18 protein-coding genes and 3 pseudogenes are annotated in these 23,221 nt (G+C 43.8%); 14 read left to right on the forward strand and 7 right to left on the reverse strand.

Going from position 1 to position 23,221, the window contains the following annotated elements; genetic code table 11:
• Nucleotides 1-465 precede the first annotated feature (465 nt).
• From QUB66_RS20210 to QUB66_RS20220, 4 genes and pseudogenes are all read left to right on the forward strand, one after another.
• Complete coding sequence (locus QUB66_RS20210) at nucleotides 466-1,689, forward strand: calcium-binding protein (protein WP_332969505.1); 1,224 nt, start codon at nucleotides 466-468, stop codon at nucleotides 1,687-1,689.
• A 706-nt stretch (nucleotides 1,690-2,395) separates the two neighbouring features.
• Entirely contained in the window at nucleotides 2,396-3,115 is a 720-nt protein-coding gene (locus tag QUB66_RS20215) for a calcium-binding protein (protein ID WP_265235526.1), read from the forward strand.
• A gap of 173 nt (nucleotides 3,116-3,288) precedes the next feature.
• Nucleotides 3,289-3,390, forward strand: a pseudogene (locus QUB66_RS29795) (hypothetical protein); the annotation flags it as partial.
• Between the two features lie 68 nt (nucleotides 3,391-3,458).
• Nucleotides 3,459-4,244, forward strand: a complete 786-nt coding sequence (locus tag QUB66_RS20220) for a calcium-binding protein (protein ID WP_265235527.1) — start codon at nucleotides 3,459-3,461, stop codon at nucleotides 4,242-4,244.
• Between the two features lie 166 nt (nucleotides 4,245-4,410).
• Here the strand turns inward: QUB66_RS20220 and QUB66_RS20225 are convergent, their stop codons facing one another.
• Nucleotides 4,411-8,019 carry an eIF2A-related protein gene (locus QUB66_RS20225; protein WP_332969509.1) on the reverse strand — a complete coding sequence of 1,203 codons (3,609 nt, stop codon included), beginning with the start codon at nucleotides 8,017-8,019 and terminating at the stop codon, nucleotides 4,411-4,413.
• A gap of 496 nt (nucleotides 8,020-8,515) precedes the next feature.
• On the opposite strand from QUB66_RS20225, the gene QUB66_RS20230 reads away from it, so the two are divergent.
• The 5 genes and pseudogenes from QUB66_RS20230 to QUB66_RS20250 all read left to right on the forward strand — a co-directional run.
• The gene (locus QUB66_RS20230; protein WP_332969510.1) at nucleotides 8,516-9,655 is read left to right on the forward strand and encodes a response regulator transcription factor; all 1,140 of its coding nucleotides are present in this window, start codon (nucleotides 8,516-8,518) and stop codon (nucleotides 9,653-9,655) included.
• 257 nt (nucleotides 9,656-9,912) lie between these two features.
• Nucleotides 9,913-10,749 (forward strand): HipA family kinase, encoded by an 837-nt coding sequence (locus tag QUB66_RS20235; RefSeq protein ID WP_332971264.1) that lies wholly within the window; start codon nucleotides 9,913-9,915, stop codon nucleotides 10,747-10,749.
• Entirely contained in the window at nucleotides 10,727-11,110 is a 384-nt protein-coding gene (locus tag QUB66_RS20240) for a DUF3037 domain-containing protein (RefSeq protein ID WP_332969514.1), read from the forward strand. Before QUB66_RS20235 ends, QUB66_RS20240 begins: the two co-directional genes overlap by 23 nt.
• Nucleotides 11,111-11,127: 17 nt before the next feature.
• A complete protein-coding gene (locus QUB66_RS20245; RefSeq protein WP_332969516.1) occupies nucleotides 11,128-11,541 on the forward strand; it encodes an MAPEG family protein in 414 nt (137 codons plus the stop codon).
• Nucleotides 11,542-11,703: 162 nt separating this feature from the next.
• Nucleotides 11,704-11,979 (forward strand): annotated as a pseudogene (locus QUB66_RS20250) (class D beta-lactamase); the annotation flags it as partial.
• 31 nt (nucleotides 11,980-12,010) lie between these two features.
• Here QUB66_RS20250 and QUB66_RS20255 read toward each other — a convergent pair.
• Nucleotides 12,011-13,045 carry an IS701 family transposase gene (locus QUB66_RS20255; RefSeq protein ID WP_442923477.1) on the reverse strand — a complete coding sequence of 345 codons (1,035 nt, stop codon included), beginning with the start codon at nucleotides 13,043-13,045 and terminating at the stop codon, nucleotides 12,011-12,013.
• 76 nt (nucleotides 13,046-13,121) lie between these two features.
• On the opposite strand from QUB66_RS20255, the pseudogene QUB66_RS20260 reads away from it, so the two are divergent.
• Nucleotides 13,122-13,721: pseudogene (locus QUB66_RS20260) on the forward strand (penicillin-binding transpeptidase domain-containing protein); the annotation flags it as partial.
• Between the two features lie 675 nt (nucleotides 13,722-14,396).
• Here QUB66_RS20260 and QUB66_RS20265 read toward each other — a convergent pair.
• Both QUB66_RS20265 and QUB66_RS20270 read right to left on the reverse strand, forming a co-directional pair.
• On the reverse strand, nucleotides 14,397-15,017 hold the full coding sequence (locus QUB66_RS20265; protein ID WP_332969517.1) for a Uma2 family endonuclease: 621 nt from the start codon (nucleotides 15,015-15,017) through the stop codon (nucleotides 14,397-14,399).
• A gap of 233 nt (nucleotides 15,018-15,250) precedes the next feature.
• Nucleotides 15,251-16,030, reverse strand: coding sequence for an ABC transporter permease (locus tag QUB66_RS20270; protein ID WP_332969518.1), 780 nt, complete (start codon nucleotides 16,028-16,030; stop codon nucleotides 15,251-15,253).
• 127 nt (nucleotides 16,031-16,157) lie between these two features.
• Between QUB66_RS20270 and QUB66_RS20275 the strand changes: the two genes are divergently transcribed.
• From QUB66_RS20275 to QUB66_RS20290, 4 genes are all read left to right on the forward strand, one after another.
• A complete protein-coding gene (locus tag QUB66_RS20275; RefSeq protein ID WP_332969519.1) occupies nucleotides 16,158-17,306 on the forward strand; it encodes a DegT/DnrJ/EryC1/StrS family aminotransferase in 1,149 nt (382 codons plus the stop codon).
• 230 nt (nucleotides 17,307-17,536) lie between these two features.
• Nucleotides 17,537-17,707 (forward strand): hypothetical protein, encoded by a 171-nt coding sequence (locus QUB66_RS20280; RefSeq protein WP_265235536.1) that lies wholly within the window; start codon nucleotides 17,537-17,539, stop codon nucleotides 17,705-17,707.
• Between the two features lie 29 nt (nucleotides 17,708-17,736).
• The gene (locus tag QUB66_RS20285; RefSeq protein WP_265235537.1) at nucleotides 17,737-19,413 is read left to right on the forward strand and encodes an ABC1 kinase family protein; all 1,677 of its coding nucleotides are present in this window, start codon (nucleotides 17,737-17,739) and stop codon (nucleotides 19,411-19,413) included.
• A 135-nt stretch (nucleotides 19,414-19,548) separates the two neighbouring features.
• The gene (locus tag QUB66_RS20290) at nucleotides 19,549-19,929 is read left to right on the forward strand and encodes a hypothetical protein (protein ID WP_265235538.1); all 381 of its coding nucleotides are present in this window, start codon (nucleotides 19,549-19,551) and stop codon (nucleotides 19,927-19,929) included.
• A 55-nt stretch (nucleotides 19,930-19,984) separates the two neighbouring features.
• Here QUB66_RS20290 and QUB66_RS20295 read toward each other — a convergent pair whose 3' ends face one another.
• From QUB66_RS20295 to QUB66_RS20305, 3 genes are read right to left on the reverse strand one after another with little or no spacing between them, the layout of a single operon-like run.
• The gene (locus QUB66_RS20295) at nucleotides 19,985-21,010 is read right to left on the reverse strand and encodes an Npun_R2821/Npun_R2822 family protein (RefSeq protein ID WP_332969521.1); all 1,026 of its coding nucleotides are present in this window, start codon (nucleotides 21,008-21,010) and stop codon (nucleotides 19,985-19,987) included.
• A gap of 24 nt (nucleotides 21,011-21,034) precedes the next feature.
• Nucleotides 21,035-21,901 carry an Npun_R2821/Npun_R2822 family protein gene (locus tag QUB66_RS20300; RefSeq protein WP_332969523.1) on the reverse strand — a complete coding sequence of 289 codons (867 nt, stop codon included), beginning with the start codon at nucleotides 21,899-21,901 and terminating at the stop codon, nucleotides 21,035-21,037.
• Nucleotides 21,901-22,872 carry an Npun_R2821/Npun_R2822 family protein gene (locus tag QUB66_RS20305; protein WP_332969524.1) on the reverse strand — a complete coding sequence of 324 codons (972 nt, stop codon included), beginning with the start codon at nucleotides 22,870-22,872 and terminating at the stop codon, nucleotides 21,901-21,903. The genes QUB66_RS20300 and QUB66_RS20305 overlap by 1 nt, the downstream gene beginning before the upstream one ends.
• Nucleotides 22,873-23,221: the final 349 nt, after the last annotated feature.

A 23,221-nucleotide genomic window follows, 5' to 3' on the forward strand; every position in this document is an offset into this window, starting at 1 on the left:
CCCATTGGGTACTCTTTTGTTATTTAAAATTACAGCATAAGTGACTAAATCGTTAAACACGACTATCCCTAAAAAAGCCAAAAGCTTTGTATGACATATTTTTTAGCCTTGATGCTTCAGTAATTAGTGCGACAAAACTTAAGTGGCTAGCTTAACTGTCTAACTGTCCTGGACATTCACCATAAATCAGGACAGAGTTGATATATAAGCGTGCAGCGTTAGATTTAAACAAATCAGGAAATCAACCTCATACTGTTTCAGTATTGCAGTATTTCCTATTGTTCCAATTTACATTTCACTCAAATTCACAGCAAAGTTTTGAGTGCAACACCTATCGCCGCACCTGGTATCTGCAAATTGCTACTCTAATTCACAAATTGCAGATAAGTTATTAACGGATCGTGGCGCTTGCTATCGCCCGATGCAGTTCAGACAAATTGATCATTGTTTTTGGAGAAATTTAAGATGGCTAACATTCCAGGTACTCCTAATAACGACTTACTAAATGGCACCCCTGACAATGATAGCCTCACAGGGTTGGCAGGCGACGACACACTCTACGGTAAAGCCGGAGACGATGAGCTTGATGGTGGTTCTGGTGCAGACAAAATGTATGGTGGTAGCGGTAATGATGCCTACTTTGTCGATAATATTGCTGACGTAGTTGTGGAGAATACTGCCGAAGGTATTGACAGAGTAGAATCCACCGTCAGCTACACTTTGGGAGCAAACGTCGAAGACCTTTTTTTGAAAGGAACCGCTGCCATTGACGGCACGGGCAACAACGCCCATAATGCTATGGTAGGCAACGATGCCAACAACTCGATGTATGGTTTGGGCGATCGCGACTACTTATTTGGTGCAGGCGGTAACGACTTCCTAAATGGTGGCGATGGAGACGACCAAATCTATGGTGGTACCGGAGACGACCAACTCTATGGTGGTGCTGGTGCCGACGAAATGTTTGGTGGTACAGGTAATGACCAATTCCTGGTTGATAATGTTGGTGATTTAGTTACCGAGAAACCAGGTGAAGGTACTGATACCGTAGTCACTTCCACTATCAGCTATACCTTGGGTGCAAACGTCGAAAACCTGACTTTGAGTGATACTGCTGATATCGATGGCACCGGTAACGACTTGAATAATTATATTCTGGGTAACGCCGGCAAGAACTTCATCAAAGGTGAGAGTGGAGACGATCTAATCAATGGTAGAGGTGGCAAAGATATCATTCTTGGTGGTGATGGATATGACACGCTTTTAGGTGATGCTGGAAATGACAACCTACAAGGCATGAAGGGTAACGATATCCTCTACGGCAACGATGATAATGACCAACTTTCCGGTGGTGGTGGTAACGACATCCTCTATGGCGGTAATGGTAATGATGTCTTAGTTGGTGGTGGCGATCTCGATCCTGCCGGCAATAACATTCTTTGGGGCGGTGCAGGCGCAGATGGATTCAGATTCTATTTTGTTCCCACAGGGATTGACACCATCAAAGACTTCCAGAAGAGTGAAGTTGACAAAATTGAAATTCACCGAAGTTTTGGCGCTACTTCTCTCGACCAATTCAGCTATAACAGCAATACTGGTGCTGTCTTGTTCGGCCAAGTTCAGTTTGCAACTCTTGAGAATAAGCCAGCAGGCTTCTCAGTACAACAGGATATTATTCTATTGCCATGAGGATGAATTGACTTTTATCTGAGTTCAACAGTGATATCAATTCCGGTTGCACTCCTTATGATATAGAGGACACGGCAGTGCCTTTTCCCCGCGTTCAATTGTAGGGAGACGGCACTGCCGTGTCGAAAGCTGTGGGTAATATATTAATTCCAGTGCAACCGGAATTGATATTATGTCAAGTCTGTTTAACTGAGATATTGTACCTTTCTGAATAACAGGCTTTCCGGCCTGTTCCACAAAGAATTAATTTTCTTGTGGGTTGGATTGAAGCATAAAATCTAACATTTATATGGCGTTGAGTTTCGTCCCTAAACCCAACCTACACAGGTTATTTTATCCGTGATGCTTAGCAATTACGGAGCCAACTCTGAGAGTACCCAATGGGTACTCTTTTCTGTTTTTAGATTACAGCATAAGTGACCGAATCGCTAAATACAACCGTTGATAAAAAAACTAAAAGGTTTTTCTGGCATAGCTTTCAAGCTTCATTTTTTGCTGGTTTTTGGCGGATGGCTTAAATGGCTAACTTAACTGTCTAACTGTCCTGGACGTTTGCTGTCAGTCAGGACAAAGTTGATATATCAGATGCAGCGTTAGATTTCAATTAATTAGGAAATTAATCCCATGCTGCTTAAACATCTAGGTTCTTAACTTTGAGAACTAGATAAAACAAGGAAACAAACTTCAAAATCAAGGAGAAACTTCGATGACTGATATTAGAGGTTCAATGTACGCCGACACTTTGAATGGTGGTGCCGACAAGGATACTATCTCTGGCGAAGCGGGCGACGACTTGATATTTGGCTGGGAGGGCAACGATAAGGGTTATGGGGGTCTTGGGAATGATACCTTGTACGGATACTCTGGCAATGACACCCTCTTAGGTGATGAGAATAATGACCAAATCTATGGCCAAGATGGCATGGATAGCATCTTGGGGGGTGAAGGTGATGATTACCTCAATGGTGGTGACATTTGGTGGCGACCTGGCAACGATTCTGCCGATATACTCAAGGGCGAGGGGGGCAACGATACCTTAGATGGTTGGTATGGCAACGATACCCTTTACGGTGGATATGGCAACGACGAATTGGCTGGCTCCTTTGGCAATGACTACCTCGACGGTGGTTATGGCAACGATAGGCTTGGTGGTGAGCCTGGTAACGACACGCTTATAGGGGGTCCTGGAGCAGATATGTTCATTTCTTACTCACCTTATGACGGCGTTGATGTAATCAGAGACTTTCACCCCTGGGAGGTTGATAAACTCAACATCTCCAAGAGTGGATATGGTGGAATATCCTCAACCGAGGGATTTAACTACAACCAGAGCACTGGCGCGTTGAACTTCTTTACTATTCCGGTTGCAAGGTTGCAGGTTGGTAGTGGATTTGTTCCCAATCGAGATATCACCTTGGTTGTTTAGGACTCCTCGTCCTTGCTAGGAGTTGTGGATCAACTTGATTTTTCATAGGCAAAACCTACGAAAAATCAAGCCCTGTTCAGGCTAATTTCCGATCGCCCCCAAGACCTCCAATATGGCTTCCTGAGCTTGTGTAATGCCCGTAACTCCGGTAATATTCATACCTTCATAGGGGCGATCGACTTTACGGTGAGGCCGGCAACGACATCTTAGATGGTTTGACTGGTAACGACTCGACTTTACCTATTTGTTTAACTCCAAAGGCTGTAATTATTTGACTTTCGATTGTTGTTAAACAATTCTATTTTCATCACTTCAATGACAACTTTTTATCAGGTAAGACATCATGGCTTTACAAACAGATCCATCCGAGCCGCGTCGCTTAATTGGCGACAATACATCCGAACAAGTTTTTTTGTCGATCGCAGATACCAATAATTTTCCTTTGGGAGTCTGGATGCTCGGAGGGGACGATACAGTCAACATTTCAGCAGCTAACAATTTGGTGTATGGCAATGAAGGAGAAGACGTTCTCAGGGGAAACTCGGGTAACGATTCCTTATTTGGAGGCAGGGGGAAAGACTTACTAGGTGGAGAGGCTGGAAATGACTATCTCAGCGGAGGGCAAGATGCAGATTTGATTTATGGGTTTGGGGGAAACGATATTTTATTGGGCGGTAGAGGCAATGATTTCTTAGTTAGCGGTAATGGGTATGACACTCTTATTGGGGGTGTGGGGCGAGATATTTTATTTGGATTTGATGACAATCTTTCTGGCCATAAAATCGGCAGCAACTTGTATGTTTTGCAAGCAGAACCCGGAGTTACAGATATCAATAATGCGGATCTGATTAGCCTTTTCAAGGTTGGTTTCGATCGAATTGGATTAGCAGGAGGTTTGACTGCTAGCGATGTAGTTTTGGAAAACCTGACAAATGTGACAATTGTATTGGGGTTTGACTGGCCACAAGTTTTAAAAGACCAAAATCTGACAGGTTTACTCAATCCTGACCCTATTGTAACGACAGGAACTCTCATCAAAATTAAAAATTCCGGCAATATATTAGGTTTTGTTGATGGTGTAACTTCGGCACAGCTTCAAGACAATATCATCTCGGTTCAAGGATTCTAATTGCCAATAACAAGATGGTACTCTTGACCGGACAGAATCACTTTGTCCGGTTGGATCGGTTGCGTCCTAATAATCTGGGCGAAGCATTAGGATACAAATCTAATTGAATTTATTTCACAAATAATCGCCCGAATGCTTCTCCCCTACAACTCTTAACTGTCAACTATCAACTGTAAACTGTAAACTGTTTGCCGATCGCCCCCAAGACCTCCAATGTGGCTTTCTGAGCTTGTGTAATGCCCGTAACTCCGGTAATATTTATACCTTCATAGGGGCGATCGGCTCTGAGAGTTCTCAAACAGTCACCGGTGTTGACATCCCAAAGCTTAATCGTCTCATCAGCACTGCTGCTTGCCAGAACGAAGTCGCGATTTTTTGCCTCATCCCAGACAACAGGACGCCAAGCAACTGACCAAACCTGACTGGCGTGGCCCTCTAGAATTTTCAAGCATTCTCCCGCGCCCACATCCCACAGTCGAATAGTTCGATCGTGCGAACAACTAGCCAGCATTTCACCGTCGGGACTCCACACCACCGCCCTTACCCTATTGCTGTGTCCCTGCAAAATTTTCAGACACTTACCAGTGTTGCTATCCCAAAGTCGGATGCTTCCATTGTGCGAACCACTAGCAAGGGTTTTGCCATCAGGACTCCAAGCTACAGATTCCACCCAGTTTTGATGTCCCTGCAAGATATTTAAGCATTCGCCGCTGCTGCTATCCCAGAGTCGAATAGTTCGATCGTTACCACCACTAGCAAGGGTTTTACCATCGGGACTCCAGGCTACAGTCCCAATCCAATGGCTATGTCCCTGCAAGATTTGCAGGCATTTCCCCTGTTGAATATCCCACAACCGAATGTTCAAGTCGCCCGCGGCACTCGCGAGAATTTGACTGTTGGGACTCCAAGCGACAGCCCATACCCAGGCTGCATGACCTTGCAGAGTTGTCAAGCATTCGCCGCTGCTGGGATGCCAAAGCCTGATATCGCAGTCATCCGAACCACTGGTGAGGATACTGCCATCGGGACTCCAAGCTAAACTCCAAATCCAATTGCGACGCCCCTGCAACATTTTCAAACACAATCCTGTATCGGGATTCCACAACCGAATCCGACTATCGGCGCTGCTACTGGCAAGGGTGCGCCCATCGGGACTCCAAGCTGCCGCAAACATGGAATTGCTGTATCCCTGTAAGGTTTTGAAACTGCGGCAGTCACTCGATCGATCGCCGTATACTTCCCACAGTCGCACGGTTTGGTCGTGGGAACCGCTGGCGATCGTTTTCCCGTTGGCACTCCAAGCCACAGTCACAGACCAAATCGAGTTAGTGTGTCCCTCTAAGGTTTGCAAACATTGACCGATCGCTGTATCCCAGATTGTGATGTTATCGCCTCCACTAGCACTGGCCAGCATTTTGCTATCGGGACTCCAAGCGACTGAGAATACACCAGAATCATATTTTTGTATGGTTTGGAGACATTCACCGCGATCGGCATCCCAAATCTTCACGCTGCGATCTTCACTGCCTGTGGCTAGTAGTTTTCCATCGGAAGTCCAAGCAATAGACCAAATTCCGTGGGTATGTCCAGATAAGATGTTGAGGCACTCACCGCTTTGGATATCCCAGAGTCGAACGGTTCGATCCCAGGAGGAACTGGCTAGGATTTGACCGTCAGGACTCCAAGCAACACAGGAAATCCGATGGCTATGTCCCTGGAAGATTTTGACACATTCTTCGGTACGAGTATCCCAGAGTCGAATTTCGCGATCGTCCCCACTAGCAAGGAGATGTCCGTTGGGCCACCATGCCAATGTTCTGACAGTAGCCTGATGTCCTTGCAAAATTGCCAAACAATTGCCAGATTCAATATCCCAAAGCCTGATGCTGCGATCTTCACCCCCACTGGCTAGGATTTGACCGTCTGGACTCCACGCAACCGCCCAAACCCAACCAAAATGCTCTCTAAATATCCCTCTCGGTTGTCCGTCAGCAACCTGCCAAACTGACACTGTATTGTTGCTATCTCCGATCGCCAGTAGTTGACTGTCCGGGCTGAAAGCAACTCTTAAAATGCTGCCAAACGGTTGAGTAAACCGGGATTTGGACAGGTCAGAATGGGCGAAATTAACTCGATGGAGATTCGCATCCTGAAAATCTGCTTGCCAAATACTGAGATAGGAAAAATCGCAATCGCTCAAGTCAACTTCCAGATAGCGCAACAGATTGATCATGTTACCGCCCGCATATCCAGTTTGATTGGGACACTCGGTTTGCAGGCGATATAAGATTTGATGCAATTGATAAACAAGGTCTTTTTTTGAACCAAACTGGTTCAGCAACCGGGCGACTAGCGGCGTTACAATTACGCGAATTTGGCTGTCTCGAATATAGTCTTTGTCCTGTACTTTCATCAGGGCATAGGTTTGCAGCACGGAAGTTGGGGACAAGGGAGTAGAGGATAAGCTGTCTGCAATTTCATCACAAACTCGATCGATCAGCGTCTGCGTGATATATTCCATCACCACAGGCTGTAATGTAAACTGACCTGCGTTAGTTTCAATCAACGATCGCCATTTCAAATTTTGCAGGGCTTCCATCAACTGCGTTTGGGATATGCCAGCATTTAAATCTTCTCGAAGTTGGGCAAAAGAAACCCATTCACGATCGATCGCCAACCAGCACATGACGTGATTCTCTAAGCTGGAAAGACGACTGCATTGTTGTTGAATTAAATCTGAAACATCACCAAATACAGTAACGTTTTGTGCTAGGAAAAGAGCAATATTGCCGCTGAACAAATCTCGAATGGTGGTGGCAACGATTTTTAATGCTAGGGGATTGCATCGATAGCGATCGCACAAATCCTGTTTTTGACTCTCCGAGCCAGTTAATTCCGTCGCCTTAATCAATGCTTGGGAGGCTTCTGGAGAACCGCCCAAGGAAAAGCCCTGTACTGCCAAGTCGCCCGCTTCCGATTGAGCAAATTGATGGCATTTTTCGCGGGTGGTTAACACCAAACAGCTTTGATGGCGAGTTTCGGCCACCGCGCGCAACATTTCTCCGTAAGCTTCATAGCCGGGACGATATTGTCCACTCTGATTCCCAGGTTGTGACAGGCTTTCGGTATTATCGATCACCAGCAGACAGCGATGATTCTGTAGACACTGAATCAAGCTGCTAATTTCTGCTTTTGTATCCTGTTGTCCTGAGAGAAATGAGACTAATTCTGCTAAGAAAGTTTCCGGCGGCGGGGCATTGCGGAGACTTCGCCAAATGACGTAGGTAAATTGGTTTTGTAGCTGTTCTGCCAGTTTGACAGATAAAGCCGTTTTGCCGATGCCACCAATCCCAAAAATACACACCAACCGACAATTATCTTGCAGAATCCATTGGGTGAGGGTGGTAAGTTCTGCGGTACGCCCGTAAAAGCGGGAAACATCTATGGCTTCTCCCCAATTTTGGGCGATCGACTTTACGGGCTGCCTTTCTGCTGCTGTTGGCTCTGGCTGGATGTAGTCTTGGTCGGTTATAGTCAGGTTAAAGGCGCGAAATAGCTCTTCTAGGGTTTGGCGATCGACTGCTGCTTTGCCACTTCGCAGCCGTCCGATCGATCGAGCACTGAGCCCTGTCAAATCGCTTAATCGCTCTAATGTGTAAGCATAACCGCCATTTTCAGCAATGGCTAATTGTTCCTGAGTATTCTGGAGACGCTGTAAACCCCAATCTGAAAGAATCACGCCTCGGCGCTTGCGCTTTTGCGGCAGTTTAGTCATATCTTAACTATTTCAACTATTCCAACTTGAACTCAGACTTGTTGTTACATTCGTAGTTTCATTTAACCGCAGTAAGATTCGATCGCGCGTGCGGGCTGAAGTCCGCACTAAAAACCGTTTTTGTTATGGTAATCAACCATACATGATATCAACTGCCAACTGCCAACTGCCAACTGTCAACTGCCAACTGCCAACTGTCAACTGTTTTTAAAGCTTGTCATATCTAAAATCCAAATTCAACCCGTCATTTGCCGTAGTCAATTGTTACAAAAAAGATACAGAACTCATGTAGATAAGGCTACTTCTCCTGGAAACTCGTATTACCAGAAAGAATTGGTTTAAAGCCGGAACCCTTAAAGGCGAGAAATTAAAATCCGACTATTCATTACTCCAATCCTCTTCCTTCCAGATAGAGGTCGCCCTCATCTGTCATCTGTCAACTGTCAACTGAATGCAGATCAAGTCCAGATGATTAGTGATTATTTGATCAGGGAAAATGCAACACTTAACTCAGAATGATTTTAAAATTTTTTCAGGATGCCTACAGGAACTATACAAAACTTGCAGCGTTGAAGATTTCTCATCTCATCTGCTTTCAATAGTCTCGAAGGTTATTTCCGCAGTAGATTACACCTACACGACGCTTTCCTTCGAGAACAGCAAGACTACCACCCTCGACTATAAACTTGCCCCTGGGTTCGATCGCCTTGATACAGTAAATTTTGAGAAAGTTGCCCACCAGCATTTTTACGAAAACCCTCTAGTTGGTAATTATCTACGAACTCGTGACCATCGAGCGCATAAGGTTTCAGACTTCTTAAACGAGCAGCAACTGCATCGTTTGGAAGGACTGTATGGAAAGCTCATGCAGCCTAGAGGAATCAAGGATCTGATTGCAGTTTCACTACCTCTTACTTTGGCTGCTAAATCTGCGAGCAAGCTCTACTCTGGACAAGATGATATTATTGCGATTACACTTTTGGGAGACCGGATTTTCACTGAGCGCGATCGCTATTTATTCAACTTATTGCACCCTCATTTGGTACAAGCCCAACAAAACATGAATCAGTTTACCCAGATCGAACAGGATTGGGTACAACAGCGTCATACTCTGGAGGCCTTGGGAATTATTTCTCTCAACGGAGATGGGCAAGTTCAATTCATGAGCGAACGAGCTTTACATTGGCTAAAAAAGTATTTTCAAACCTCACAATTTTCAACAAAATGTTTGCCAGACAATTTGCAGCGATGGGTTAAATATCAGTTGTCGCTGGTAACACCAAATGATGAAATTCCTGCACCTCATTTACCACTAAAACTAGAGCTAGCAGGAAAAAAATTAGTTGTACGTTTTATGACTGAGCAACCGCTGGAAAAATATCTATTGTTGCTTGAAGAACAGGAGTTTTTTACTCTATCATCCCTATCTTTGGAATTTCTAGGGTTGACCAAGCGGGAAACAGAAGTGTTATTTGAGGTGACGCAAGGTAAGACTAATCCAGAAATTGCGGCAAAACTGAGCATTAGCGTTGGTACAGTCAGAAAGTATTTAGAACATATATATTCAAAGCTGGGAGTAAAAACTCGCGGGGAAGCTGTAGTAAATATTTTGAAACAGCTTGGGAAACTGCGTTAAACTTGGAATTTACTGATTTTATTCCCAAAAGAGTTGTTAGGATGGATAATAATTCGGACTTTTTAGTAGAATCGGCTCACTTCCCAAAATATATTTTTATATTTCTTTTGTTACTTTACATATTTAAAAATTATGTCAATTCTTGTTGAGCCAGAATATTCTAATCCGATGGCCCAGACTAATGACGACTCGGATCGCAATTACGATCGCAATTACCGTTATTCCTCAAGAAAACAGGCGTTACGTTAGAATTAGTCATGGCCAATTATTCAATCGAAAATCTCCAATCCCAAATCCCAAATAGCATGAGTCTTAGCTTGCGAACAGTCAATGCTACCAGATATGTCACTCCTTTACGCGAGGGCGGTTCGCTACCGGCGATCGTCGAAGCCGACGATGATGGTATGTACGTACTCAAATTTCGCGGTGCCGGTCAGGGAGTAAAATCTTTAATTGCGGAGTTAGTAGCCGGGGAAATTGCGCGCGCCTGCGGGCTACCAATCCCCGAACTCGTGTTGGTGGAACTCGATCCCGAACTCGCCCGCACTGAACCAGACCCGGAAATTCAAGATTTAATTCGCGCTAGTGCAGGCCTAAACCTCGCCCTCGACTATCTTCCCGGTTCCATCACCTTTGACCCCGTAGCGGGCAAATCTGATGCGGATCTGGCCTCGGAAATTGTCTGGTTCGATGCTTTTGTCACCAACATCGATCGCACGCCGCGCAATGCAAATATGCTGGTATGGCACCGCCGGCTGTGGCTGATAGATCACGGTGCGGCGATGTATTTCCACCACACTTGGAAAGATTATCTTTCGCGCAGTCGCGATCGTTTTTCCCCAATTAAAGACCACGTTCTGCTGCGTTTTGCGAGCAATCTGGAATCTGCAAACTTCAAGATGACTCAGATGTTAACGCCAGAAATCATTCGCAACATCGTTCAACTGATTCCCGATGTTTGGCTGGTGGAAAATTCCCCTTTCACCGACAGCAACCAACATCGCGATGCTTATATTGAGTACCTACTAAATCGGCTAGAATCAACACATATTTTTTTGGAGGAAGCGATTAGTGCCCGATCGATGTCTGTATGATTATGCCATTATCCGCGTCGTTCCCAAAGTCGATCGCGAAGAGTTTATCAACGTCGGGGCGATCGTTTCTTGCGGTACCAAAAAATTTCTCGAAGCCCGGATCGAAATTGACGAAGAGCGCTTGAGGGCGATCGACTCAACCTTGGATCTGGAACTGATTCGCAACCACCTAGCCGTCATTCCCGTCATTTGTGCGGGCGGCCCGGAATCTGGCGCGATCGGTCAACTTCCCCACAGAGAGCGCTTTCACTGGCTCGTAGCGCCCCGCAGCACGATCGTTCAAACATCAAGGGTACACACTGGTTTGTGCGAAAATCTCCCAAGCGCGATCGAACATTTGCTCAATACAATGGTGCGATAGTTTCGCAAGGTAAAAAAATGATCCAAATCGAACAGACAAATATGACTGTCCCTCTCTGGGGTTTAGTAATTTTCATCCTGTGGACGATCGCAGTTGTAGTCATGCTGCTGACAGTCAGGATTCGGCATCTATCTGCCGGCGGTTCTCCCAAAGATTTCGGCACACCAAACGATGAAAGTTTGCTGTGGCGACTATTTCGAGTACAATCCAACTTGGTAGAAAACCTGCCTTTGTATTTGGGAGTTGTTTTCCTGCTAACAGTTAGGGGCGTCTCAGGAACAGTCGTAGATTCGCTAATTGTTGCCTACATCCTATTTCGGCTGGTGCATTCAATGGTTCACATCGCTGGCCTCGATCCCAAGTTTCGGATTGTGAGTTTAGCAATTCAGTTAAGCTGCTTGGTAGCCTTGACTGTGATGGCAGTTTTGTAGTTGATGACTTACACAACGATCGCATATATTGTAGGGTGCGTCAAGCCCACAATCTAATTATTTCGCACGCAGCCTAAGTCTGACGCACCTTACTTACAAGTCGATCGATCGTCTAAAATTACTGTCTGTGATTTTGCTAACCAACCTCAATTATCGAATTTTATGAACCGAATCATGCGGGCGATCGCTCTAATTGTAATTGTATTAAGCTGCATTACTGCTGTTTTAGTTCAGACATAGCAATCGGCCTTAACCGCACCAAATCCAGCCCTGGAATCTCCGCGCGGCGCAGGAGATATCGCTCAAACAACCAATTTTGGAAGGCACTTTCAAGATTTAGGAGTAGAAGGCTCGATCGCCATTTACGACTTGAATAGCGATCGGCTTTACCAACACAACCCGCAGCGTAACAGCACAGATTTTTTACCCGCATCTACATTAGGACTTACGCATTGACAAAAAACATGATCTATGCACTCTCGGTCATAGCATCACTCTGAAGGTTCGCCAAAATATGCTCACGTATAACTAAAGTGAACATATTTCTTTGTACTTGATACCAATTACCAATTATCTTTTCAGACCGCATCCACTCCAATTTAACAAATGCTTGAAGTGAACAAAATATATGAGTTTTGATTGCATTGGTATCTCTAACCATGAACCGACAAATTCCACAGACTTGTTTGATTGCTCTATGAAAGTTTTCAATGCCCCAATGAATATCATGAATTGTGACAAATTGACTTCTAGTTGTTTCTCCGAGTTTTTCCGAGTTTGGCAAATATAAAATATAGTGTCTAGAGTCGTCTTTTTTGAACACTTTCCTAAACAATTTTATAAATCCAAATTCTTTCAAATGAGTGATTATTCCTTCATCTGGAATGTCCACAATCCCTACTGCACAATACTTTTGGGGTTCACTTGAGATAGTTCTATTCTTTTTAACGGCGAATAAAAAATCCAATTTCTGGTTTCTGAGAAATTTTAAATTTTCTACTCCTGAATACCAACTATCACCCGTCACTATTTTTGGTTTCACCCCCCAATTCATGATTTCCGTCATCATTTCTCTAAAATATTGATTTTTTGTTTTCCCCTCTTCTCGATCATATATTCTATAATTGATCGGGACTGAATTACCATTAATATCACTATAATACAGGGTGATTAAGTTTAATCCTATCATCGTTTTATGGTATTTTCCAGACCAAAAACGACCCATTAGTTTTGATTTTTTGGGGTCGCTATAAGGTTTTCCTATTACTGTATCATCAATACTCAGTATGCCTCCTTCTAAGTTGATAATCTTCCGAGCTGTCTCGAATAAATCTTTCGGTTCATATCTTTCTCTTAATAAAAAGCGATTGATAGAATCATGCGAAACATCTCCCAATATCTCTGCTAATCTATTACACCCCCCAAACTTTGGTTCTAAGAGCAAAAATAAAATATACTTTTCTCTATTGCATTGTGCTGTCGAGGGTTTGGTAGTTTTTCTCATTGTCAAATACCTGTTTCTAGACCACTCATATTTATCAATGCACTATTTTGTGATTTTGTCAATGCGTAAGTCCTATACATTTAAAATTCTCAACTCCCTGATTTCCTTAGAAACAGGCGTAATTTCCAATGAACTTGCAATTCTCACTTGGGATGGAATTCAAAGGCAAATTCCCGCCTGGAATCGAGACTTGAATATGAGAGAAGCTATCAAACTTTCCGCCGTCTGGTTTTACCAAGTTCTCGCGCGCCGAGTCGGACACGAACAAATGCAAAAATGGGTAGCCAAAGCCGATTATGGCAACCAAAACATTGGCAAAAAAGATGATATTGATAAATTTTGGTTAGAAGGAGAACTACGAATCACACCCAACCAGCAAATTCAATTTTTGCGCCGTCTCCACAAAAACGACTTACCCTTTTCCGAGCGATCGATCTCTCTAGTTAAAGACATCATGATTGTCGAACAAACTCCCGATTACACAATCAGGGCAAAAACAGGCTGGGCAGTTTTTGGAGAACAAACAAAGCCTCAACTTGGCTGGTATGTCGGTTATTTAGAGAAGAATAAAAATGCTTATTTTTTTGCCACAAACATTGACATTCGCAGTACAAACGATGGAGCAGCCAGAATCGAGTTAACGCGCCGTTGCTTCAAAGATATGGGGCTGCTGTAAATGCGTTATCTGTTCTCTAATCACAAACCTGTAGATAATTCTTCTAAAATCTTACCCTCTCATATCTTGAAAAACATCTGCGTGTATCTGTGTTAATCTGCCTCGATCTGCGGTTTCCCCATTGCTCAAAAAATCACGCAATAAGTTTACCAATTATTAATTACCTTTTTCCCAACCTTACCATAAATCAAAATATTTTTAAAACTTAACAATTTAGGCTCTTTGATAATTAACAATTAAACTAGCCCAAATTTCAAGCTGGACAAGGACTTGATTTACTTTTTTATATATTTGTTCAGATATTTTTACTAATTTAGCTATTGATTTAGCATAGTAAGTAAGGAAGAACCGAAATTTGTCTAGCCTCAAAGGTTATATCAATGGGCTGATTAAATACACGACATGGCGATGAAATACAGGACACGGCCTTGCCTATTGGTGTCAACTTGAGCCTAAAAACCTTTGTATCTCTCGTTTATAGCAGAGGCCAGATCCCCCTAAATCCCCCTTAAGAAGGGGGACTTTGAAAAGAATCTTGTCCCCCCCCCTTGAGAAGGGGCGCTAGGCAGGATCGACGCTTAATCGCTAGACAGAAAACTCGCACTACGTTTGAGGTTAAGTTGACACCAATAGGAAATGCCGTGTCCCTACCCGATATCGATATTTCCAGCAATTTCATCCGTCAGTCAGTCCCGCTTGAAAAATCTGTTGCACCGTCAATTTCAACTCTGGAAAAGCTGCGGATTGGATACGATCATCTCCCCGAAATTGGATGATTTCATACTCGTCATCAACTAATTGATAAACCGATATTGTCGGTTGTTTGGGATTCCCAATAAATCGACGGCTGCCCAAACCAAGATAATCCACAATCCAATATTCTGGAATGTCCATTAGTTCATAATCGCCAACTTTCAGTAGGTAATCATTTTGCCAATTGGTGCTAACAACTTCGACAATGAGCGGAATTGATGCCCCTTGAGTCACTGTTGAGAACTTGTTCCACAGAGGTTCTGACTCTAAATTGGCTTCATTTAAGATCAGAATATCAGGTTCATAAGCAGATTTAGAATCGGGAGGCTTAACTAATGGTTGTTTGGGGATGAAATACGGAAGGTTTAATCGATCGAATTCCACGGTCAATTTTCTTGCTGAAAAACCGATCACTTTCTCATGTCTTCCTAATGGCTGTGACCTTTCAACAATTACTCCGTTGTGCAGTTCGTAATGTCCGTTTTCGGGTTTCCAGTCCAGAAATTCTTCAAAGGTTACTGGTTTAGTTGCAGTTTGAATCATGGCGACAATTTAAAGATTAATTGATTGTACAATTTATTGAGACGCGCTATCTATCTATCTATCTATCTATCTATCTATCTATCTATCTATCTATATTGTATGTCATTGCGCTTCGAGAAAGCAATCTCAGTCTTGGCGATTGCTTCGTTCCTGACAATGACACTGCTGTTTCACTCGTTACAGGCTGGGAACCAGTTAATTCAGAGGACTGAAGTCCGAACGATCGAACCTTATTACCATTTGATTAATTGTGCATCTTGATTGAAAAACTTCCGGCACAATCCCTCAGTCAATAACAGAGTTGCGATTAAAGTTGCCAGCGCTAATACAAACATAATCAAAATCTGGTAAGATGCTGCATCCAAAGGACTGACACCGCTCAGCATTTGACCTGTCATCATTCCCGGCAATGTCACAATTCCTACGACTGTCATTGTGTTTAATGTGGGGATTAATCCAGCTTTGATCGCATCTTTGCGGTACTGTTTTACTGCTTGCTGCGGTGTAGATCCTAAACTTAAATGGGTTTCTATTTCTAACTGGCTGCTGTTAACTGTACTGACAAGTCTTTCGCCCGCGATCGCCCCAGAGTTCATCGCATTGCCCAAAATCATCCCCGCTAAGGGAATCAGGTATTGCGGTTCGTACCAGGGGTCAGGTTGCAAAATTAGCAAGTTTGTATAGCCCAAAGTAAACGCCGTACTGATCAAAATTGAGCCGGAAACCAACGGCAGTAAATGCTTGATTTTTTTGCTGATGCGGTTGCTGGCCACCATGCTAGCCGTTGTCAGCATGATTGCTAACACTGCTAACACCAGCCAAGGATTTTTCCCCTCCGGCGCAAACACCACGGCGAGCACGTAGCCGACTCCGATTAGCTGGATCAGGGTGCGCCCCGCCGCGATCGCGATCGCCCCTTCCAACCCCAATCCCTGCCACGCCGAAAGCCCGATCGCGATCGCCACCATCCCCAAAGCCCAACCCAAATCAATCAAATCTAGCTGAATTAACACACGCGCTCTCTTTCGATAAAGTGATTGTTTGCCCGTCCAACTATAAGATATTTGAATAAAGGTTTCTGAAAAACATTTTTACTGTAAAAATTTGCTTTGATAATGGTTGCAATTTGTGGTGTCAAGAGTGAATAACGTTCCCCCCCTCGACTTAACCCAGCAGTACGCCCAGATTGGCGACGAGATCAGCGCTGCGGTGCAAAAAGTGCTCGCCTCTGGCGGCTACGTAGGCGGCCCAGCCGTCAAGAGTTTTGAGCAAGAGTTTGCCGACTATATCGGCGTTTCCGACTGCGTTGGCTGCAACTCCGGCACCGATGCCCTGATTTTGGCCTTGCGAGCTCTCAAAATTGGCCCCGGCGATGAAGTGATTACCACTTCTTTTACCTTTTTCGCTTCGGCTGAGACAATTAGCGCTGTGGGTGCAACTCCCGTATTTGTCGATATTGACAGCGCAACTTTGAATCTGGATGTCGAACTCATCGAAGCGGCAATTACTGAAAAAACTAAGGCAATTATGCCGGTGCACATCTTCGGACAACCCACAGATATGACTCGGTTGATGGAAATTGCCACCAAGCATAATTTAGCGGTAATCGAAGATTGCGCCCAGTCTGTCGGCGCCGAGTGGCAGTCTCGAAAAGTCGGCAGCATCGGCCATATCGGCTGTTTCAGCTTTTATCCGACCAAAAACCTAGGCGCTTGCGGTGACGGCGGCGCGGTGACGACAAATGATCGGGCCCTCGCAGCTTCCATGCGAATGCTCAAGGAACACGGTCAGTCTTCTCGGTATTTTTATGAAGAAATCGGCTACAACAGCCGTCTGGATGCCCTACAAGCGGTGATTCTCAGCATTAAATTGCGGTATCTCGACGGTTGGAACTCCCAAAGGCGATCGATCGCGACAGTTTACGGCGAATGTCTCTCCCGCGTGCCCGGAGTTGCAGTCCCCAAGGAATTGCCAGCCGCCAAGGGAGTTTGGAATCAATACACAATTCGGCTGACAAGTCAAGAAGACGAGCCCAATTCCTCTGGCAATTTCCGGGACTTGATGCGGACTAAGTTGCAGGAATCTGGCATCGGTTCGATGGTCTACTATCCGTTACCTTTGCACCTGCAACCTGTTTACAAATCTTTGGGTTATCAAGCCGGTCAGTTGCCTGTGGCTGAGCAAGTTTGTCGCGAAGTCTTGTCTTTGCCGATGTTCCCGGAACTGACCAGGGATCAACAAGAGCGGGCGATTTATGGGCTGAAAGATTGTTTGGCACAGGGCGGATAGGATTTAGTAGGTTTTGTGCGATCGCCCGATCGACAAAAACGCTTTCCTGACATAGGAATTACAGCGTTGCAGTGCCGTACTGTTTCTGCGATCGGGGAAATCTGTTAAGTATTTTGACCGATCACTTGTACTTTTATGTACTATAATTTTAATGAAAAGAAACAAATTTAGGCTGGCAATCCGCCTTCAACGGGTGCATTTTCCGCTCGCCTAAAATTTGCGATCGGTCAATGATGAAGAAGGAAAAAGGAAAAAGGAAGAGGGAAGAAGGAAGAAGGAAGAAGGAAGAAGGAAGAGGGAAGAATAAAGAATGTTTGAACTTTCGACTTCCCATCCCCGATGCCCGATGCCCGATGCCCGATGCCCGATGCCCAATTCTCAATTCTCAATTTAACCTGTAATTTTCATAAAATCAGAGGAAAATAAACGAGTGCCTCAGTATCAATTCACTCAGGCTAGACGCTACGATCCACAAGCGATCGCTCAGTATTACCGCAACCGTCCTTGGAAAGCAATTTGGCGAGCAATTACTGTTATTTGGTCTTTTGCAGGCTTCGTGCTGGGGATGCTGTGGGACAGTTGGCAGCACGAAGTCGCAGCACACCAGCCGGAACGCGCCACCCACCTACGACAAATACTCACTCGCTTGGGCCCCACTTTCATTAAAGTTGGCCAAGCACTCTCTACTAGACCAGACTTAATCCGCAAAGACTTTCTCCAAGAATTGATCAAACTTCAGGATCAATTGCCGCCCTTTGACTCAGTGCGGGCTTTCAAGATTATTGAAGCAGAACTCGATCGCAAAATTAGCGAAATGTACAGCGAAATATCCTCCGAACCTGTCGCCGCCGCCAGTCTCGGTCAAGTATATCAAGCCCGTTTAATCACCGGAGAAGAAGTCGCAGTTAAGGTTCAACGACCGAATTTGCTGCCCGTCTTGAGCCTTGACCTTTACTTAATGCGCTGGGCTGCTGGATGGATTGGCCCCTTGCTGCCGCTGAATCTCGGCCACGACCTCTCTTTAATAGTCGATGAATTCGGCATTAAACTATTCGAGGAAATTGATTATATCAATGAAGGCCGCAACGCCGAGAAATTTGCGACAAATTTTGCCGATGACCCGACAGTAAAAGTTCCGAGTATTTACTGGCGCTATACTTCAAAATGCGTTCTGACTCTCGAATGGATTGACGGCATCAAGCTGACAGATATAGAACGTGTTAAAGCCGCAGGTTTGGACACCAATAGTTTAATTGAAGTCGGAGTTCGCAGCGGTTTGCGGCAGTTGTTAGAACACGGATTTTTTCACGCTGACCCCCATCCAGGAAATCTGTTTGCTTTAGCAGATGGCCGCATGGCTTACATCGATTTTGGGATGATGGATCAGATGGAAGAAGCAACTAAAGAAAATTTGGTTGATTCTGTCGTTCATTTGATTAACAAAGATTATTTACAGTTAGCTAAGGATTTTGTCAAACTTGGCTTTTTGACACCAGATACAGATATTATGCCGATCGTCCCGGCATTGGAATCTGTCCTCGGCGATATTGTCGGCGAAAAGGTGGCAGATTTTAACTTCAAGACGATTACAGACCAGTTTTCGGAGTTGATGTACGATTATCCTTTCCGAGTACCCGCGAAATTTGCCTTAATTATTCGGTCTCTGGTGACAGAAGAAGGTTTAGCCCTGACACTGAATCCCGATTTCAAGATAGTCGAGGTGGCGTATCCCTACGTCGCGCGCCGTTTGTTGAATGGGGAATCTCCAGCATTGCGCCGTCGCCTGATTGAGGTATTATTCAAGGATGGCAAATTTCAGTGGAATAGGTTAGAGGAGATGATCGCGATCGCCAGATCCGATCGCAGTTTCGACCTACTACCCACAGCCCAACTAGGCTTGCAATTCTTGCTATCAGAGGAAGGCTCGTTTTTGCGCCGCCAGCTAATGTTAGCGTTAATTGAGGACGATCGTCTTCACACCGAAGAAGTTCGCAGCCTCTGGAACTTAGTCAAAGAAGACCTGCAACCAAGCCGCCTGTTCAACGTTGCCCTAGGTGCTTTAGCAGAGTTTTCCACAGCAGGAACAGCCGCGCTGACTCGATTTTAACTAGAAGGAAGAGGGAAGAAGGAAGAAGGAAGAAGGAAGAAAAATAATTCTACTTTTACCAATTCCCAATTCCCAATTCCCAATTCCCAATTCCCAATTCCCAATTCCCAATTTACCCAACTTCAGGAATTATTCGTGTATTACTTTCCAGAACCTCCGTATTTTTTAATGTCCGCTGGATTACTAGCAGGTATGGCTTCCGGCTTAGCCTTTGAAGCAACTCTAAAACAAGCCGTACAACTCTGGTCTAAAAATCGTTCTAGTCGTACTTTGTCCAACCTAAAAGGTCTACAATTGCAGTTACCTTTTTTAGGAATGTCCGGCGGAATTTGCATATTTTTAGCTTCAGGAATGGAGATTTTCGGCTTCCAAAAATTACTTTCCTATGTTCTAGCCCTGCCGCTGACACTACTAACAGCATGGCTAGTTTGGACTCAACTAGGCAAAGTTTTAATTGAACTACAACGCGGAGGTTCCCAAGCCCTAGACTTGGATTCTTTTTTTGAAGAACCATAGTTAAACATCAACCCTCTTTTCAGAAAAGAAAAGGGGTTGATTCGTAGTCAAAAATTTAGTCATTCTTGATTAAAACTCGCCACTTAAATAAAACATTATTAATTTTTTGAATCCCCCAATTTTTTAAATTTCTCTGCCAGCGAACAAACAAATTCGGTGGCACTAATTTTGGCAGTTTTTCCGGCGAATTCAAATAGCGGTAGTGCAGAAATACCTCTCGGTAGGGAATCTCAACATCTTCCCCAGCACACAATCGAGTAAACTTGGCAGCGGAAATACTCATATAATGTAAATAAGTCAGCCGCCGTCCTTGATCGTATAAAACATAATCTATCACATCAAATTGAGAAGACCAATGATTGCCCGTTATCAGTGCAGGTTGATCGTAAGCAAAGTTATAAAAAGAAATGTCACTACGGGCGACTAAATAGTTAAATAAAGGTTGGTCAGCTCCCCGCAAGGACAAGATTTCAGCTTCTCCAGAAGTCAATTTTTTTAATAGTTCTGCTGCATTATTGCGATTTAAAATACCTTTTTTTGAAGCAAACCAACCATTACAAAAAATCAGAGATTTTAGTTCGTCAAGTTGGAAAATTTCTGCAAGTTTTTGTGATGATAAATCAAACACATAATTGAGGTCAGATTTGTACTGAAAATCGTTAGCTACCCACTCAAATTCATCAATTTTTTGATAGATGTAATCCAGAGTTCCCATTAACAGAGTGTCAGCGTCAAAATAGACAAATTTGTCAAAATTGCCGTCAAAACAGCAAAGTTTTCGGTGCCTTTCCAGACAGTGAACTTGTCGCCAACCTTTAGCTTGCCAAACTTTTTGAGCTTTTTCGTGAGATGTCCAAGCTTGAGTCGCAAAGTCTTCCCAAAAATTGATGGAATCGGTATTTTCAAATAAAGTAACATTGCTTCGCGAGGCAATTTCCACTCGCAGTTTTTGCAAGTTATCATTGTATGGAATGATGCAAACAGGAATATCTTGTGCGCCGTTGACTTCGAGACTGTTCAATAAAGCAACTAACTGGTCAAAAACCACATCGTTTCCCAGAATATAAATGCCATTAGTCATAGTTTTTTAATAAAAAATGTATTCCTACAAATATCTGAACAATCTTTGCATTAAATTAGGTTTTTGTTGATGCAAATAACGATAATGTTGCCAAAGTTTCCAGTAAGGGCTACCCGATTTAATTGGTATCCCAGCCCAGTGAATATATTTTAACCTTTTGTCTTTGTCATAAAGCACGTAATATATTTCTTGAAAATGTCTAGAACCCGCCCAGCTACCGGGTTCTGTTGCTGATTTTTTGGCGAGATTGCAGCGCTTAGGAATCAACTTAAGAATCATGTAATTTAGTATAGGTTGGTCTGTGACATTTTGAGCAAAGTCAAAATATTCTCGATGCTGCGCGCATTCTCGCAAAATGTTGTACATTTGCGATTCTGTAATAGTGCCTTTTCTCGAAGCCCAGAAACCGCTGTTAAAGACATCTTGAAGTTGTGAGTCGGTAAATATATTCTGTTCTTTTACAATAGGTGAAAATATATTTCGCAGTTTTTCGCTGAGGTGGTGATAGTCGCAGCAAAAAAAGTCTACTTCTGAGAGTTTGTTTAAGTTAGCTGCGATGTCTTCAAAGACGATGATATCGGTATCGATGTACAGAAATTCGTCGAGGGGGCCAAACCAGGCGCAGAGTTTCCGCATTTTGTTGGGAAGGGCTAAAAAAGTGCGATCGAATATTTGGCCAATTTCCCTGGTAAACTGTTCCACAAACCCCAGATTTGGGAACAATTGCACCCCGTAGAGGCTGTTGAGTGTGGCCGCGACTTGCTGATAATTGTCGTCAAACGGGATCAAAAAAACTGGTACTTGACAATTGTACAGACGTATGCTGGCTAAAAGGGCGATCGCACTTTCCATCACCCTATCATTAGCAACAATATAAATACCGCGACTCATCAATTTATCCTCAACCTTCTCAACACTCTTTGTAGCAAATTCGGCGCAGAAACATCAGCATAAGACATTAGCGGTTCCGTAAAAACCGGCCGCTTTTCCGGTTCGCGGAGATAGCGATAGTGCAGAAACAAATCCCGATAAGGAAACTCAATATTTTCACCAGCACAAACTCTCCGAATCAAATCCGGCTGCACCCCAATATAATGAATATAAGTCAGCCGATTTCCCTTATCATAAAGAATAAAATCTTGCTCTTGAAAATGTTTAGAAGTAACACTGCACCCAGTTTTTAAATTATCAGCGAGACTGCGAGCAAGGTTATAACTACTAATGCCAGTTTTCATCACCATATAGTTGAGCAAAGGCTGTTCTCCAGCACCTTCATACAAAATTTCTGCCTCCCCCGAATGCAGTTGAGCTAACAACCATTCTCTAGTATATTTGTCAAAAAGTCCTTGCTTACTTCCGTAAAAACCCGAACAAAATATTTCTGAATTTATGCGATTATGCTCGAATACTTTTAGCAGTTTCGGAGACGAAATATTGTATACTTTAGTCGGATCAGTAAATTGGAAATCATAAACCACAAAATCCGATTCATTTAACTTCTCAAAAACCGCATCAAGCGAATTCATCACCAAAGTATCAGCATCCATATAGATAAACCTTTCAAAAGGCCCATCAAAAGCACAAAAACGACGGTGCGCGCCGTAAAGCCGAAACTTTTGGCGATTCAAGCGCTCAGGTGCGGCTGCTTGCATGAATTCATCCCATCGCTGAATTGATTCGCTATCTTCATACAGAAAAACATTGGGACGATTGGCAAGTTCAGCTTGAATTTGTTGTATCTCATCGTCAAAAGGATAAATACAGACAGGAGTATTTGAGCCTAAAATCACTTCAATACTGTTAAGTAAAGCAATTAATTGATCATAAACCGTATCATTGGCTAGCGTGCAAATTCCATTCATACATATTTAATATCAAATCCAGTATATTAACCGTGATATCTGTAGATACTGTGTTTTTTGCCCTTACCTATTTAATTCGTCCAAGCACTCATCTTCTCGCTTGTATACGAGTGCTATTAGCTAAATCCGCCCCTACAAGGGTCGGGTTTAGCTAAGAATCTATGATACAAGTCAGTTTGTGAAGGAAAAACCCGCCCTCCCCAGCTAATAATCACGGAGATACAAGCCAGTTTGTGAAGGAAAAACCCGCCCTCCCCAGCTAATAATCACGGAGATACAAGCCAGTTTGTGAAGGCAAAACCCGCCCTCCCCATCTAAATGTTTATCTGTACCAGCCTACTTAGTAGTC

The sequence above is a fragment of the Microcoleus sp. A2-C3 genome (genome assembly GCF_036706065.1).
Taxonomy (GTDB): domain Bacteria; phylum Cyanobacteriota; class Cyanobacteriia; order Cyanobacteriales; family Microcoleaceae; genus Microcoleus.